The organism is Bacillus sp. JJ1474, assembly GCF_036965225.1.
Classification (GTDB): Bacteria; Bacillota; Bacilli; order Bacillales; family Cytobacillaceae; genus Cytobacillus.
The window spans coordinates 1-17,163 of record NZ_JBALPC010000035.1; the positions used below are offsets into that span (position 1 = coordinate 1).

10 protein-coding genes and 1 pseudogene are annotated in these 17,163 nt (G+C 38.0%); 3 read left to right on the forward strand and 8 right to left on the reverse strand.

The window, feature by feature from the left end:
• Positions 1 to 126: 126 nt before the first annotated feature.
• The 8 genes from V7164_RS05445 to V7164_RS05480 form a co-directional block, all read right to left on the reverse strand.
• Positions 127 to 1,392 (reverse strand): murein hydrolase activator EnvC family protein, encoded by a 1,266-nt coding sequence (locus V7164_RS05445; RefSeq protein WP_335353568.1) that lies wholly within the window; start codon positions 1,390 to 1,392, stop codon positions 127 to 129.
• A gap of 385 nt (positions 1,393 to 1,777) precedes the next feature.
• Complete coding sequence (locus tag V7164_RS05450) at positions 1,778 to 2,092, reverse strand: hypothetical protein (RefSeq protein WP_335345116.1); 315 nt, start codon at positions 2,090 to 2,092, stop codon at positions 1,778 to 1,780.
• Between the two features lie 57 nt (positions 2,093 to 2,149).
• A complete protein-coding gene (locus V7164_RS05455; RefSeq protein WP_335345115.1) occupies positions 2,150 to 2,878 on the reverse strand; it encodes an aspartate/glutamate racemase family protein in 729 nt (242 codons plus the stop codon).
• 389 nt (positions 2,879 to 3,267) lie between these two features.
• The gene (locus V7164_RS05460) at positions 3,268 to 4,089 is read right to left on the reverse strand and encodes a C39 family peptidase (RefSeq protein WP_335345114.1); all 822 of its coding nucleotides are present in this window, start codon (positions 4,087 to 4,089) and stop codon (positions 3,268 to 3,270) included.
• A gap of 64 nt (positions 4,090 to 4,153) precedes the next feature.
• Positions 4,154 to 6,001, reverse strand: coding sequence for an asparagine synthase (glutamine-hydrolyzing) (gene asnB / locus V7164_RS05465; protein WP_335353569.1), 1,848 nt, complete (start codon positions 5,999 to 6,001; stop codon positions 4,154 to 4,156).
• An 85-nt stretch (positions 6,002 to 6,086) separates the two neighbouring features.
• Entirely contained in the window at positions 6,087 to 7,625 is a 1,539-nt protein-coding gene (locus tag V7164_RS05470; protein ID WP_335345112.1) for a Mur ligase family protein, read from the reverse strand.
• Between the two features lie 54 nt (positions 7,626 to 7,679).
• Positions 7,680 to 8,855, reverse strand: a complete 1,176-nt coding sequence (locus V7164_RS05475; RefSeq protein WP_335345111.1) for a carboxylate--amine ligase — start codon at positions 8,853 to 8,855, stop codon at positions 7,680 to 7,682.
• A gap of 184 nt (positions 8,856 to 9,039) precedes the next feature.
• Positions 9,040 to 10,776, reverse strand: coding sequence for a methyl-accepting chemotaxis protein (locus tag V7164_RS05480; protein ID WP_335353570.1), 1,737 nt, complete (start codon positions 10,774 to 10,776; stop codon positions 9,040 to 9,042).
• Between the two features lie 440 nt (positions 10,777 to 11,216).
• Between V7164_RS05480 and fdrA the strand changes: the two are divergent.
• The 3 genes and pseudogenes from fdrA to V7164_RS05495 all read left to right on the forward strand — a co-directional run.
• Positions 11,217 to 12,950 (forward strand): annotated as a pseudogene (gene fdrA / locus V7164_RS05485) (acyl-CoA synthetase FdrA); the annotation flags it as partial.
• On the forward strand, positions 12,936 to 14,225 hold the full coding sequence (locus V7164_RS05490; protein WP_335345160.1) for a DUF1116 domain-containing protein: 1,290 nt from the start codon (positions 12,936 to 12,938) through the stop codon (positions 14,223 to 14,225). The pseudogene fdrA and the gene V7164_RS05490, both read left to right, overlap by 15 nt.
• Positions 14,226 to 14,516: 291 nt before the next feature.
• Positions 14,517 to 17,162 carry an ATP-binding protein gene (locus V7164_RS05495; RefSeq protein WP_335345109.1) on the forward strand — a complete coding sequence of 882 codons (2,646 nt, stop codon included), beginning with the start codon at positions 14,517 to 14,519 and terminating at the stop codon, positions 17,160 to 17,162.
• Position 17,163 lies beyond the last annotated feature (1 nt).

The window sequence follows — 17,163 nt, forward strand, 5'->3', positions numbered from 1 at the left end:
CTACTGAAGATTAATTTCTAAATATAATGGCTTATTAATTTGGGCCTACAAACATTATTTCTTTCAAAAAAAAAGATTGAGAGTACACAAGAACTTCTTGCATTCTCTCAATCTTAAGATTATCTATCAATAAGAAACATATTTAAGTGGATTTACTGCGTTCGTTCTGCTCCCGTTCCATGGGCCATGATGGATTTCGAAATGAAGATGTGGTCCGGTAGAATGACCCGTACTACCCATATAGCCTAACATTTGTCCCTTTTCAACACGGGTGCCGTTTGAAACACTAAGACTTTCCATGTGTCCATATACAGTCGTCATTACTTGTCCATCGATAACGTGTGTGATCATCACGACATTTCCATAGCTTCGATCGTAATTCGCACGAATGACTGAACCTGCTGCTGCTGCAACGATTGGTATCGATCCCCCACGGCCGCCTTTCCCAATATCAATCCCCGAATGGAACGCTCCCCAGCGTTGGCCAAAGTGAGATGTAAGTCTGCCTGTTGTTGGATTCATGAAAGCTCCGTTTGAAATAGTTGGCATAGGCCCAACGGATGATCCGCTTGCCGCTGCCCTTTTCCGCTGTTCTTCAAGCTCACGCTGTCTCTTATTCCAAGCTTCTATTTCTTTTTTAATGGCCTTTTCTTGTGCTGCAAGAAGCCCAGCTTGATCTTCAAGCTCATGAAGCTCCTCATGCATTTTTTCTTCCTGTTCATTTAAATGAGCAAGAAGCTTATTCTTCTCAGCTACTTGACCTTCTAACTTTTTCTTCATTTCCTCAAGCTGTGCCTTATTCTGGCTTAATTCTTCAAGCTGCTGCTTCATTTCAGCTTCTTTCAGATCAAGGGCTGCCTTGTCGTCTTGATGAGTTTTCAGCAAATCCCTGTCGGCCTGCATAAAGGTCGTTACAGCACTTACACGATTAATAAAATCGCCAAAGCTTTGTGCACCGAGGAGAACATCTACATAGTTGATGACCCCGCCATTTTCCTGAATAGAGCGAACACGTTCCTTGAGAAGCTCGTCCCGTTTCTTAATCTGCTCCTTTAGGATGGCGATTTCCTCTTGGAGCCTCTTAATTTCTAGTTGTGCCTCTTCAATTTGCGCTTCTTTTTCTCGAATTTGATTATTTGTATCCGCAACGGCAAAATCTAATTTTTTAATTTCGGCTGTCGTAGCTGCCTGTTCAGCATTGATTTCATTCACTTTATCTTGAGTTTCATTAATTTCAGATTGAATGGTTGAGCGTTTGTTTTGTATATCCTTCTTTTTATTTTCCAGCTGCTTATTCACTTGGACTGCGTATGCTGTATTAGAAACCGGAGGAAATAAGCTGCCAAGCCCAACGATGATTCCAATTCCTAGAATGAGAAATTTCCGTTTCATTTTGTTCCGTTTCTCCCTTCTATGTACCTAATTCGTTTTTTCTTGCATGTCAGTATGTAAATTATTTCTGTTAATCTTTTTATCTTCCAATCTGCAATGATACAAAATTATGTATGAAAACTAATAATGTTGAAAATTGTAACTGATTGTAGAATTTCATAAAAGAGATTGATGGAAGAATTTCGCAATATTGGTCATTTTTTGTCCCATAATCGCACATTTTATATTATAACATTGTCCGTTCAAAAATTAATCCCGAAAATTATTACAAATATATTTCAAGAGAATGTGCTTTTTGTCGAATAAAGTGGGCTCCAAACATAAAAAACCGCCAAGCAAAACTTGGCGGCAGCATATTTGAATCTATAATATTTTTCAAAAGTCATTATTCGGCTCGTCTTTTATCTTTCTTTAACCTTTCAAGTTCTCGCTTCAATCGCAGATTTTCTTGTTGAATGGCTGCCAGATGATCATTTACTTGTAATTCTCTGTCGTTCTTAGGAGGCTGAAGGGATACTTTATACCATCTCTTTCCGTCAGGAGCTTCAGTTGGGATGCTTTTATTTAAACTAGCCTTTGGATAAATTCTTTTAATGTATTCTGTTTCCTCATCAGATAACCTTAATTCTCTAATGTTGACTCCATCACCAAAAGATTCTTTCAAAAACTCTCTAAACTTTTCCGCTTCATTTAATTTCAAGATTAATCCCTCCCTTTAAAGATTCAACGTTCCTATTAAACATCACAAGCAAAAGGATTAAGGCTTGCCCCACTTCATTGAATTCTTAACAATGCCACCGGAATATTCAATCGACTTTTCAACAAGAACATCCATTGCATCGATGCAATATTTCATGACATCATCACTTAAGTCCATGCATGATAGTTCAGTGCAAGCAAGAATAACACAGCAGCAATTTTCTCTATATATAAGATCCATAATGATTTGTTCAATTGCAGCAGTATCTACCTTCAAATCACTTTTTATATTATATATTGTATTCATTACTTGCTCTTGAGAGACCTCATCAGGGATATGTAATTCCATCTTATAGTTTTGACATCCCTGTCTATAGATGCCGCTGCTAACTGTCCCGTTAGTAGCTAGTATCGCGACCTTGCTATGATCTCCATGTTTTCGATGAATTTCTTTACAAGTTTCATCTACCATATTAATAATCTTGATGCTCGTCATTTCCTGCATTTGATTATAGAAAAAATGGGAGGTGTTGCATGGTATGGCAATGTGTTCAACGCATGCCGCTTCAAGAAGCTTCATATCCTTGGCAACTGCGTTTAGAAATAACTCTTCTTTCTTGTTTATAATTACACTTGTGCGATCAGGTAATGTCGCATGGTTTAGGATAACCATATTAATATGTTCCTGGTCAGAATTCGCCACCGTATTTTCAATAACCTTTTCAAAAAAGACAGATGTGGCCATTGGCCCCATCCCACCAATAACGCCTAAGCTTTTCTTTTGCATGTCTCATCCTTCTTAATGTAATGACATTTTTATATTCGTATTCTATCGCAGATTAACGGGCTGTAAGACCCCCACTATAAAAATTAGTGCTAAAAACAAAAATTATCAAGTGGGGATCAACAGCCGGTAAAGGCCCGATTATAGGAACACAGACTAAGAACGCCACGTCCTGTGGCAACGTCTGTGTGACCCACATCCTGTGGGCAGCAACTAACAATCAGTGGGGGATGAAGGCAGACTAAGAACACAGCGTCCTGTCACAATGTCTGCACTAGCACTTCCTGTACGTTGAACCCCACTGATTGAAGTTTCACTTTATCAGAAAATGAAAAGCAAAAGAAATTTCACCTGCATCTAGATGATGCGGGAATTTCTTTTGCTCTCACTGTTTAGTTTCCACTTTTGACTATTACGGTCATCGCATGACTGCCAAGCTCTTGGTAGCTTTTAAAAAATGCGTTTTTATCATAAGTCATTTGGCCGACTAAAGGATTCATAACATGTACTCTTTTTTCATCATAGCCATTTAAAACGACAGCATGTAAATTAGTTGGAGCAGTAAATTTCTCCCCTGTACCATGAAAATACCAAGAATAATTTAGTTTCGGCTTCCCGAGATCCAAAGTTACCCAAACTAATACAGGAGTTCCTTTATTAAGCTGTTTAATTAAGTCCTCTTTCTTGCTTCCGCTTAAATCGAGGGTCTGAATCTCTTCACCCGCAACCTCAGAATACTTCTCCGCTGCAGTAATAATTGGAGGGGCATAGCTGAAAAAGCCGCCAGTCTCGCTTCTAGGGTTTCCGGCATACGCCTTATAAGGATTGGCTCCATATCGGCGATTGTTCTTCGTGGAAAATGACTGTTTAGGCAAATATTGATCTGCCATCTCCGTTTTAGAAACCTCATAACCATACGTTTTCAGAATAGCTGTTAAAGAAGTAATTTCACAGCCATGCGGGAGTTCCGGCAATTGTTTGACTGTTTGAACAGGGATAAAAACCTCTGTTATTTTCATCTGTCCTTCTTTTGTCCAGTCATACCTTTTCACATAAGTCGGAACATTGAGTTTTGTAATGGCCTCAATGCCTGTAAAGTCTACTTCCGAATTAGCACTGCTGTTTACCTTCAATTGGTTATTTACCGTGTTTATTGTCAAATAAACGACAAATACAAGGACTATAAAAATAGTGCTGACTACTATTTTCCTCACTCATATTCATCCCCTATAACTTATGTCTGGCCCTAGCGCTTCAATGCGCCTCCACTTTAATCTCTTACATTTCTTTAAAAAACTTCTTATACCATACAAGGAACACATAAACCGTCCAAATGTAGCGGGCATAGTTATGTTTCTTTGTATAATGCTCTTCCAAATATCTCAAAAGTTCATCCGTGTTAAAGAACTCTTTCGCCATATCTGATTGGAACATTTCCTTCACGATCTGATAGTATTTCTCTTCTTGCAGCCAAAAACGAATCGGGACTGGGAAACCAACCTTTGGACGATTTGCCCATTCATCAGGAAGCACCTCACTTGAAGCAGCCCGCAATGCATACTTTGTATCTTTGCGATTCACTCGAAGTGAGCTAGGCAATTTGGATGCCATTGACATGACTTCTTTATCCAGGAATGGAACCCTTAATTCAATGGAATGAGCCATACTCATTTTATCCGCTTTTAAAAGAATATCTCCAGGCAGCCAAAGTTTTAGGTCAAGATACTGCATTTTCGTTACATCATCTTTCCCCTTAACTTGATCAAATACTTGTTTCGTAATACTTTGTACAGTGGGCCCGTTTTTATACCCATCCTTTAACACTTTAAAGGCATCTTCTTCTTCAAAGACTTTAGCCTGTCCAATGAACTTCTCTTCGATCTTTTGGCCGCCTTTTACTAAGAAGGTTGTAATTTTATTTTGTGGAAGGGCACCGCCGACCTTAGATAGCACACGTCTGATCGCGTATGGAACCTTTTCATATTTTTCTAGTTTGGCTGATTTTTGATACCATACATATCCGCCAAAAATCTCGTCTGCACCTTCACCGGATAAAACGACTGTTACATGTTCCCTAGCTAATTTGGATAAGAAATATAGAGGAACGGAAGAAAGGTTCGACTGCGGCTCATCCATATGGTATTGAATCGTTGGCAATGTCTCAAAGCATTCATCAGCATTCATAAGCTTCCTATAATTTTCAATATGGAGAATGTCTGATAACTCTTTAGACAAATCCGTTTCATTAAAGATCCCTTCGTAATCTTTAAATCCGATTGAGAATGTTTTATTAGGCTTCAGTAATGCCGTAATATAGCTGGAATCAATACCGCCTGATAAGAAGGAGCCAACCTTTACATCACTGATTTTGTGATAGTTAACCGATTCTCTCATCGTGCTATTAATTTGTTCAATATAGTAATCCAAGCTATTCTCTTGCTCATCAAAGTTAATATTCCAGTACTGCTTTATTTCCATTTTGCCTTGTTTATAGATCATGTAATGACCTGGCTTGAGCTTGTACACACCTTTAAAGAAGGTTTCATCTAGAACTGAATATTGGAAGGTTAAATAAGGCATTAAAGCATCCTTATTTAATTCTTTTTTGAAGCTTGAGTTCTTTAAGAATGATTTAATTTCGGAACCAAAGATAAAGGAGTTGTCTGTTGTGTTTTGCGTATAGTAAAGAGGCTTAATTCCAAAGAAATCACGTGCCAGGAGCATCGTTTCCTTTTTCGTATCCCAAATAGCAAAAGCAAACATCCCTCGAAGCTTCTGCAATAAGTCTACGCCGTACTCTTCATAACCATGGATTAATACTTCACTATCTGTATCTGTTTTGAAAATATGGCCTTTTTCTAATAGGTCTTTTTTCAATTCTTGATAGTTATAAATTTCCCCATTAAAAATTAACACACAGCTTTTATCTTCATTAAACATCGGCTGACCAGCTTCTTCAGATAAATCAATAATGCTTAGGCGTCTAAAGCCAAAGGCAATATTCTTATCTGTATAAGATTCTCCGCTGTCGGGGCCTCTATGAATAATGGTATCCATCATATCATTTATTGTTTGTTTCTTATCTAATTCTGGGTTAGCATGAGCAAAACCAACAAAACCGCACATTTTATATCACCTTTATTTTAGAATGTTAACCTTAAAACGGGACCCTGAGGCCCCCGCCATGCAAATTGTAATTTTACACCATTTCTCACTGGCCTGAAACACGGTTTCGAAGAGGCATGAATAATTTTTCTTTTGAAAAATCCACCTTGATTTTTTCAATTTGATGTAAAGCAATTTCAGCCCCGTGATCCATTCCTTGGCAGCCTGCCAGAAGAATTAAATCGCCTTCTTCTGCTCTTGCCAGTGCCTTAGCGATGGCATCCGGAAGCTCATCACATAGCTTAACCTTTATGCCAGCTTGATCCATTACCTCTTCAAACACCTGCTGCTCTTCATCTGTCACCTTATCTTTTGACGTGACATGGGAGATGCTCTTTGTGGCAATCACCTCATTAAAGCCTAGCTTTGGAGCCCAGTCTGCAATGGTTTCCGCGTTTTCCCGATTGACTGTAGGACCTCTTTCTCCTCTGATTGCATAAACTAAATGAAGCTTCTTATAATCCATAAATTTCAATGTTTCAAGAGTCACATTAATATTCCCAGCATTCGCAAAATGATCATCAATGATTTTGAAATCATCTTCAAAAATGAACTCGAATCGGCGCTCTACTCCGCCAAATGTCTTTAGAGTCTTTTGGATTGTTGAAACAGAAACATTGGACAGCAGCGCCACTGTAATGGCTACCATTGCATTATAAACAGAATGCAACCCTGGAACAGCAAGTTCAATATCGAACTCTCCCGGGATATATTCTGTATCCTTTACTTTAAACGCTTTTAAAATTTCCACTGTAAATTTAGCTCTTCCAGTCGATAAATCTAAGTTTTTACAATGAATATGCCCTTCCTTGCTTTTCACACCAAATGTAACGACTTGTGCTTTTGTTGCATTGACTAAAGAAGAGGAATATGGGCAATCTAAGTTTAGGACGGCGAAGCTATTTTCACTCGCATTTCTAATTAAACTAGATTTAACTTCAAAGTATTTTTCAAAAGAGCCATGTGAATCAATATGCTCACGGCTCACATTATTAAGTGTGACAATATCGTAATCCACTTGCTCGACCCTGTGCATTTCTAAAGCTTGGGACGAAACTTCCATACTTACATGAGTAACTTCTCGTTCCACCATCTCGTTTAAGTAATATTGTAAATCTAGAGATTCTGGTGTCGTCAAATCAGAAGGGATCGAAGTATCGTCAATTTTAATAGAGACTGTTCCGATCAATCCAGTTTTGAAGCCTTCATTCTCTAGGATGGCATTCGTCATATAAGAAGTGGTTGTTTTTCCATTTGTCGCGGTAATTCCAATCATATTCAGCTTTTTAGACGGATGATGATAAAAGTGAGCACCTAATCGGGCTAAAGAAATCCGGCTGTCTTCTACTAAATATTGAGGAATATCGATTCCTTCTTGGAATTCCTCTACAACCGCTGCGACAGCTCCGTTTTCTGCAGCTTGTGCCAAATATTTATGCCCGTCCGTTTTATATCCTCGCACACAAACAAAAAGGTGTCCATTCGTAACCTTTTGGGAATGATATGAAACGCCGTATATATTTAAATCTTGTTCATTCATAACATCTTTAACTTGTATTGATTGAAGAAGTGTTTCAAGCTTCATCGTTTTTACCTCTTTTCTGCATCAGCAAACAATCGTTGTGGAATAAGTATTTACTTAATTTTTCTTCAATATCTTTCCTGCGAGTTTTTTAAAGTTAACAAGTCCAGGCTTTGGATCCTTCCAATCCCAAATAGCATAGGACTTTCGTTTCATCAGTGATTGCAGCACTTGTTTTCTTGTTAGCTGCCCAGTTTTAATATAGCCGCGGATGGCCAATAAATCTTCATAGGCATACCAAAACACACGGTGTTTATCTTCTTTTACTGCATATGGTTCAAGCGGGGATCCTGTTAGTTCTCGATAAGTAATATATGGGAAATTCACCCCAACCTCGTATAATAGATTGTTTAGATTTGTAATGCGGGCATTGATTTCAATTAAATAGTACTTACCTGTCTCAGCGTCCTTTTTAAACTCAATTTCCGCAAATCCCTTAAACCCGATGGACTCTAAAAATGGAGCCCCAATATCGTACAGCTCTTGAACATATTTCTGCTCTGTATACACGGATGCACCGAAATTAATTGGGAATTGGCGATGCTTTTGACATGTCACCCAATGAGTAACCTTTGCATCCTGGTTTAAATACGCATCAAATGTGTACATATGATCATCAAAGCCAGGAATAATTCTTTGTACGATAACTTCTAAATTGGCATTCTTCGACTTTTCAAGAGCAGCTAATAATTCTTCCCGATTAGAAACTTTAAACAACTTTCTTCTAAAATGCGCAACAAAGGCCGGTGAATCTGTCGGCTTTACGATACACGGATATTTAAGCGTTGTTTCCACTTTTTCAATAAAGTTTTCTTCATCTATTCTAACCGTTTCTGGGACAGCCATTCCTTTTTCCACAGCTAAAGCATGCAAAGCTTCTTTATTCATTACTTTCGTGTAAAGGCCCTTTTCGGTCTGAGGAATAAGATAGTGCTCTCTTATCTCATCTAAATGCTCATCAACGATTTCTACATATGAATCATGACAAGGAATTAAAACAGGCTTTACACTCTGCTTTTTCGCATAATCTATTAAATAATTAATAAACCCTTTTGGGTCTTCTTTATAATACGGGGCAATTAGCCTTTCAGAGCAATATTTAGATTCAGAGCCATATCGGTCCTCTTCTGAATAATCAACAGCAACTGTATATATGCCATGAATCCCTAAACAGCGAATTGTACTTAAACCTATATAATAATTACATCCTAAAATTACAGCTTTATTATTCAAACTCTCATCTCCTTGAATACCTTTTTACGATATTCTTCGCTATATAGATATTGACATACAATTACTTAACCGTGCAAGAGATAATCAATAATTTCGGCCAAATAGCATAGGTAGTTTCTGGGTTAAATGTTATAAGCCGCTTCGAGGGAAATCCCGGAGCGGCTTACATGTTTTTTAAATCTGTTTAAATTGTAAAAGTTCTGATCGAATCCTGAAGCTTTTCTGCCATTTTTGCCAGCTCATCGGAGACTGATGCGATTTCTTCCATTGAAGCATTTTGTTCTACCGCGATCGCTGCAATATTTTGTGAATGATTAGCGGATTCTTCAGCAATATTGGTTGTTTCCTCTATTTTTAATACCATCGATTCAGCACCTGAAGAAATTTCATGGACTGCTATCGATACCTTATTCATTTGAGAGGATACTTGTTTAATATCCTCAACGATCTTTTGGAAGAAATCACCGGCATGATTGACTAGTTCGATTCCTCCATCTACTGAAAGCTTGCCTTCGTTCATCGCTAATACGGATTGATTAATATCTTCTTGAACACCCATAATGAGTTGATTGACAAGCTTTGCTGCTTCCCTTGATTGCTCAGCTAATTTACGAACCTCATCAGCAACTACGGCAAATCCCTTTCCGTGTTCACCCGCTCTTGCAGCTTCAATAGCCGCATTCAGTGCAAGTAAGTTTGTCTGCTCGGCAACACTCGTAATCATCGAAACTATCTTGTCAATTTCGTTTGATTTTTCTTCTAAAGCATTCATTCGATTTGCTGTAGAGTCTGTTTGGCTTTGAATTTGTCTCATTTGATTAATGGTTCTTTTAATGACATCATTTCCATTTTCCGCTACAGAAGTAGTCTGCTGCGACATCCCATGAACAATCTCTACATTTTCTGCAATGTGGGCAATTTTATTAGAAATGGTTGAAACGACTTGATTCGATTCCAATGTTTTCTCTTTTTGAGTATCCGCGCCTATCGCTAATTCCTGAATAGAAACGGCTACCTGTTCAACGGATTGACTCATTTGTTCACTGCTTGCTGATAGTTCTTCCGATGTTGCAGCCACTTGTAAAGATGTATTTGAGACATCCTTGATAATCTCTTTTAAATTGGCCGTCATCTGATTAAAGTAGTTAGCTAACTGCCCAATTTCATCCTTGTTTTTTACCATTAGCTGCTCGGAGCTCAAATCGCCTTCTGCTACTTTAGCAATTTGCTCCGTAACTAATTTAATTGGTTTAGAGAGATGCCCTGAAAACCAGATAATCAGAGTGCCTCCAATTAAGAGGGAACAACCTAGGACAATTAAGAGCACTGATAAGAGGTGGTTTGCTCCACTATTAAAGTCCATCAAGTAGGAGCCTGCTATCACTACCCACCCCCAATTAGGATCAATCTCTGCATAACTAATTTTTGGTTCTATGCTTTTTTCATTTCCGGGAACGGCAAAGTCAAATGTAACGAATCCCCCGCCGCTTTCAGCCTTTTTAATGAGCTCCTGAGTGGAATATGTACCATCTGGCGTCTGAGAATTATAAAGGTTTTCTCCTTCTTTCATTGGATGAGCAATGGCTAGCCCCTGTTTATCCAGCACGAAGAAATAGCCATATTCCCCCATATCCACCTCTGTATCGATGGAGCGCTTACCCTCTGCATTCAATTCCCCGAGTAATTTAAGCTTTGCCTGTTCCTGAGCTTCCTCAAGAGACAGACTTCCTTTCTCTACCTCCATATTCAATACATCAATCATTTGAATAGCCATCTTGACGTTGTTTTTCAATCCGGTTGCCCCTAACTCGTCCAAGCTATCCTTTGCAGAAGTATAACTAACGATTCCAATAACCAATATTGGGAGGGCTAACAATACAGAGGTAATGGCTACGAGCTTAGTTCTAAGATTTAGTTTCATACTTTTCCCCTTCTAGCAATTTCTATTTTTGTCGATTCTTATATCGGTAATAAACAAAAAGATTAAACAATAAAAATTTGAATAATTTTACTTTACAATTCATTTCTTCCCTCTATATAAAATACATATTCTGGTCTATTTCGGAACAATTACGTTGTATGCTTTTACTCAATGAATACTAATAGGAAAGCAATTTGTGGAGTTTTGGCAAATAAAAAAACGAAATCTAAACTACTAAGATAGTTTACTATTTGCCATTCAAAGAAAACCCGCTAATAAATGAGATTTTTATGTTTTTTTAATGTAATCGCTTACTATTTTATTCGAATGTAATGGTTGTTAGGCTACGATAAATTAGAAGAGATAGGATTGGCTTAGTTGGGATAGTCAAAAAGAATTCTCAAGTCTGGCCAACAAAAATCATATAGAGGTGATTACGAGTGCTTCACACAATTATTCAAAAGAATTCGTATCAAGATTCTATTAACTTAATGCTGCTCACGAATGCTGTGGCAACAACAGAGGGAGTTAACAAAGTTCAAATCATGATGGCAACCCCTTCTAACAAAGATATTTTTAAGGATGCAGGCTTGTATACAGATGAATTAGGCGCTGCTGAATCAAACGATATGGCCGTTGTTGTTGATACAGATGATGAAAGCAAAGTTGCTGAAGTTCTTGAAAAGGTAGAAGAATACTTAAAAAATCAAGCAATCAGCGGAAAAAGCCAGCAGTTTGAAACGGTTCGTACTTGGGATAAAGCCCTTAAGTCAGCCCCTGATGCTAATCTGGCACTTATTTCTGTACCTGGTCAGTATGCGGCGGAAGAAGCTGACAAGGCATTAGATTCAGGTCTTCACGTATTCCTATTCAGTGATAACGTTCCTGTGGAGGAAGAGGTTAGACTTAAGCAAAAGGCGCATGACAAGGGACTTATTGTTATGGGTCCTGACTGTGGAACAGGTATTTTAGACGGGATTCCACTAGCATTTGCTAACGTTGTAAGCAAAGGGCGAATTGGAATTGTTGGTGCATCTGGAACAGGTATTCAAGAGGTATCTACAATTATCGATCGTCTTGGTGAAGGTGTTAGCCATGCAATCGGAACAGGCGGACGCGACCTTAAAGATTCAATTGGTGCCATTACGATGATGGATGGAATTAAAGCATTAGAAAGTCATAAGCAAACAGACATTATTGTTGTTATTTCTAAGCCGCCAGCAAAAGAAGTACGCAACAAGGTAGTTGAATTGCTGCACAGCTTATCTAAGCCAGTTGTAACGATTTTCATTGGAGAAAAGCCAACAAAGCATGAAGGCAATGTTTATCAAGCTTATACACTTGCAGAAACTGCAAAAATTGCTGTTGACCTTGTAAGAGGAAATCCAATTAAAGAAGAATATAATGCTGGCGACTATAAAGTGGCTGATGTTTCATTAACACCTGCACAAACTTCAATTAAAGGACTTTTCTCAGGCGGAACAATGGCTTCTGAGGCAGCCGTTTTAATTTCAGATGCACTTGGACTTGGCACTGAAATCAAGAATGAAGAGGGCTATGTTTTAAGACAAGATGGCCACGAAGTAGTTGACCTTGGTGATGACAAATATACACAAGGTAAACCGCATCCAATGATTGACCCTGAAACACGTGCTAAATTTATTGAAAAAGCTGCACAAGATGAGAAGACAGCTGTTATCCTGCTTGATTTCGTACTTGGCTACGGTTCTCATGAGGATATGGCTACTGCATTGCTTCCTTCTATTCAAAAGGCAGTGGCACATGCGAAAGAAAATGGCCGCAACCTGTATGTAGTTGCATCCGTTTGCGGAACATTAAACGATCCACAGGATTATAACGGCCACAAAATGCGTCTTGCAGATGCTGGAATTATTGTTAAGGATAATAATAATGAAGCAGTCCGTACGGCTTTAAGTATTGTTGGCCTTGAAGTAAATGATGTGAAAAAAGCGCATGAAGAATCAGCATCCTCAGCAAAGGATTTTGATTTAACAACTTCAGAACAAATTTCCAAGCTCGTAAATAATAAGCCAACCATCATCAATGTTGGATTAAAGAGCTTTACTGATGCATTAGTTGCAAATGGCGCTTCTGTCGTTCAATATGACTGGAGACCAATTGCAGGCGGAAATGAAAAAATGAGAAAAATTCTTGCTCAGTTAAACACCCAACACAATTCAATGGACGAAGCAAACAAAGCCGTAATAGAAAAAATCTCTGGAGCAGCTCCTTTTCTAGTTGATGTAGTCCCCGCAAAGGAAAAAATTAAAGAATTAAATGAAGGCAAAGTCCTTCTTCATGCTGGACCGCCAATTAAATGGGATGATATGACTGGTCCAATGCAAGGATCTTGTATTGGTGCTGCTTTATTTGAAGGCTGGGCTAGTTCTGACGAAGAAGCTATCCAAATGCTTGCTAATGGGGAAGTTACATTTATTCCTTGCCATCATGTAAACGCTGTAGGTCCAATGGGCGGTATTACTTCTGCAAACATGCCTGTCTTTGTTGTGGAAAACCGTTTAGATGGAAACGAAGCATACTGTATCATGAACGAAGGTATTGGTAAAGTTCTTCGTTTCGGTGCTTATTCTGATGAAGTGATCAATCGTTTAAAATGGATGCAAAATGTGTTAGGACCGACTATTTCTAGAGCATTAAAGCTTACAGAAGATGGTTTAAATCTGAACGTTATGATTGCAAAAGCCATTACAATGGGTGATGAATTCCACCAGCGTAATATTGCTGCGTCCCTTATTTTCCTTAAAGAAATCAGCCCATATATTGTACAATTAGATATAGAGGGTAAGGATCTGAAAGATGTAATTAAGTTCTTAGCTGATACTGATCAATTCTTCCTAAATATTGCTATGGCAACTAGCAAAGCTGTCATGGATGGAGCTAGACAAATCCAGGAAGGTACAGTTGTTACAGCTATGTGCCGGAATGGTAAAGACTTCGGTATTCGTATTAGCGGTATGGGTGATGAGTGGTTTACAGCTCCTGTTAACACTCCTCAAGGTCTGTTCTTTACTGGATACTCACAAGATGATGCTAACCCAGATATTGGTGATAGTGCCATCACCGAAACATTCGGTGTAGGTGGTATGGCTATGATCGCCGCTCCTGGTGTAACTCGTTTCGTTGGAGCAGGTGGTTTTAATGATGCCCTTACCACAAGTAATGAAATGATGGAAATCTGTATTGATCAAAACAGCAACTTCACGATCCCGACATGGGATTTCCAAGGAGCATGTCTTGGAATTGATGCACGTAAAGTCGTAGAAACTGGCATTGAACCAGTAATTAACACAGGTATCGCTCATAAAAATGCCGGTGTAGGACAAGTTGGTGCCGGAACAGTGCGTGCTCCAAAAGAATGTTTCGAAAAAGCACTTGAAGCATACGCAATTAAATTAGGCCTTGTCTAATATAATCAAATAACAAATTTATTTGAATGGAGGAATATGAAAAGAATATTCCTCTATTCCTTGTAAACAATAAGGTTGGAGCTATACAAAAGAATTTTTTATAACCGTATGAACATCCTTATGGGAAATCATTTGTTTTTTATTGGAACCGTAAAAAGCGGCAAGCTTCTGGTCAGTATTCATATTCATTGCGAAGCCGTTCAAAGTGTATTAACATGGTGTCTGTTTATGCTTATTATAAAGCATGGGCAGATACCATTTTTACTAACCTCTTTCGAAAGGAAAGAAACCATGAAAAAACCCCGTTCCTTTAAAAAAGAACTTATTTCTTCCTTCTTAACTATAACTTTTTTCTCGATTGCGTTACTTGGAGTATTCCAGGTTTATCAGTTGTATTCATTAATTAATGAAAATCAAAAAAGTCAGGCACAAACGACTAATTATTTATCTGATTATATTCGAAACTATGTATTAGAACATAAAAGAGCCATTCAAACAGAGTCACTTACTATCCAAGAAAAGTTTATGAATCAAGATGTGGAAGGTATTCAAATCCAGCTTAAAAATATAAAAGAAAACTATCCTGGATTCGTTAATATGTATGTTGGAAATATTAAGGGACAGTCCATCGTTTTCTATCCCGAAGTATTCACAGATGGAGTAGAGAGAGAGAATCATAACTTCAGTGACCGATCCTACTATAAGGAATTATTAAAAACGAAGGACGCTGTCATCTCTCCCGTCTTCCATGGCCGGGGCGGAACAGACACTCTATTAGTGACGATCGTTTCTCCGATCAAGAATGACAACGGAGACATGATCGGCTATGTGCTTGGAGCATTAGATTTGAACGCATTAGGTGAACATATAAAAAAACGCACCTTTGGAGAAGGCGGCCAAGCTGTTGTGATTGACCAGGATAAAAATGTGATTGTTCATCCAACCATTGATACGAGAAGAGAGCTCGTCAATTTTTCAGGGTCAGAGGTTACACAGTATATCGAAGAACAGCGTAATGATGAGGGCAGCAGTTTTTTTAATATTGAAAATCAGCAGGAGGAATTTTACATTACGTATGTGAAGATCCCCCCTCTTAATTGGACTGTTTGGATAGAAAAACCGACTGATGCGATTATGAAAACGTATAAAAATGCCATTATGATGATAGTAGTCTTTCTGCTTATTACAGTCATTCTGATGATTGGCGTCAGCCTGCTCTTAACAAATCGGCTGGAACGAACGATTCATCAATTGCTGAATTACATTAAAGATTACACGATTGGCATCAATAAGAAGCATCGAATAACAAAGAAGATTAAGGGACCCAAGGAAATGGAAGAGTTGTTTTATTATTTTAATAACATGATTCAAGAGGTAGAAAGAAATAAAAAAGGCTTAATGGAACTAAATAAAGAGCTTGAAGGCAGAGTGCAGGAAAGGACGGCTGTCCTAGAGCATAAAAACTCAGAATTAAAAGCAGTAAATAAATTGATTACCTCCGTTTCTTCTAATAAGGACTTGGCCCATTTTATTCAGCACTGTTTGAAAGAAATTGAAGCGTTTATGGACTATTCTATTCATATATTCTTTCTAGATTTAGCTGTTACAAACAATTCCATTCGTACAAACCAAAATTTACTGCAGTATCTCAGTGAAAATATGATTGGAGATCAGCAGTATTTGGAGCCAATACAAATAGAACAAAAAAATAAAGGATATCTAATTGTCGACATGACCAGCGATAAATCAATTAAGGCCAGTGATCAAGAATTTCTTCATACGTTTGCCAGTTCATTATCCGTTATGCTGCAAAACAAGTTTTTATTTGAACAAATTCGCAATAAGCATGCGATACTTGAGGCTGTCTTGGAAAGTATGTCAGAAGGATTAATGCTATTGAATAATCAAAAAGAAGTGGAGTATGTAAATGAATTTTTCTTGAACGTTGTGGCAAATGATGAAGACGTTGACGATGAAATTGAGTATGAGTTTGAGTACCGTAACGGATTAGTAAGCATAGATGATGTATATAAACGCTTTATTACTCTTTTTGATGTGGATAAAGAAGATTTGTCCGCATTCTTCGCGAACGAAAGAGGAGAACTTAAATTAGAGGAAAAGAATAAATCAAAGAAGCCAAAATATTATTTGCTTCATAAATTCTCTGTTATGCTAGATGAAAACATTATCGGTGAAGGCTTAGTTTTACGAGATATTACAGAGGAAGAGGAAATTGATACATTAAAAAACAATTTAATCTCGCTGACTTCTCATGAATTTAAAACACCGATAACAAATATTAAAGGCAGTGTAGAAACGCTTCTTCGTTCTGAGGTTGAATGGGAGCCTGAATTCCAGCAGGAGCTTTTAGAAGGCGTTCACGAGGATATTGAACGGATCTTACATTTAGTTAATGACTGGATGGATATCTCTAAGATTGAATCAGGAACTATGTATGTGGAACGAAACATGATTCGTGCGGACCATGTTATTGAACAATCGATAGAACAAATACCTTTATCACTTAAAGCAGAGGCTAGTTTGAAGTTTAATAACAAACTGCGGGACGGCTTCACCTTCTACGCAGATAAAATACGCGTTCAGCAAGTACTAGTCAATTTATTTACGAACGCCCTTCGTTACAACGATTCCATTGAAAAGAAAATCGATATTACGCTAGAGATTGAAAATAATTATATTAAAATTACGGTTTCTGATAATGGGATCGGTATATCAGAGGATCATTTAACAAAGATTTTCAATCGCTTCTATCAAGTAGATGTTACAGCAACACGAAGAACAGGCGGTACGGGCTTAGGTCTTTCCATCTGTTTAGGGATTATGGAAGCTCATGATGGAAAAATTGAGGTGAAGAGTGAGCTTAATAAAGGAAGTACCTTTATTCTATATTTCCCGATCATGAGAGGAGGAGAATGAA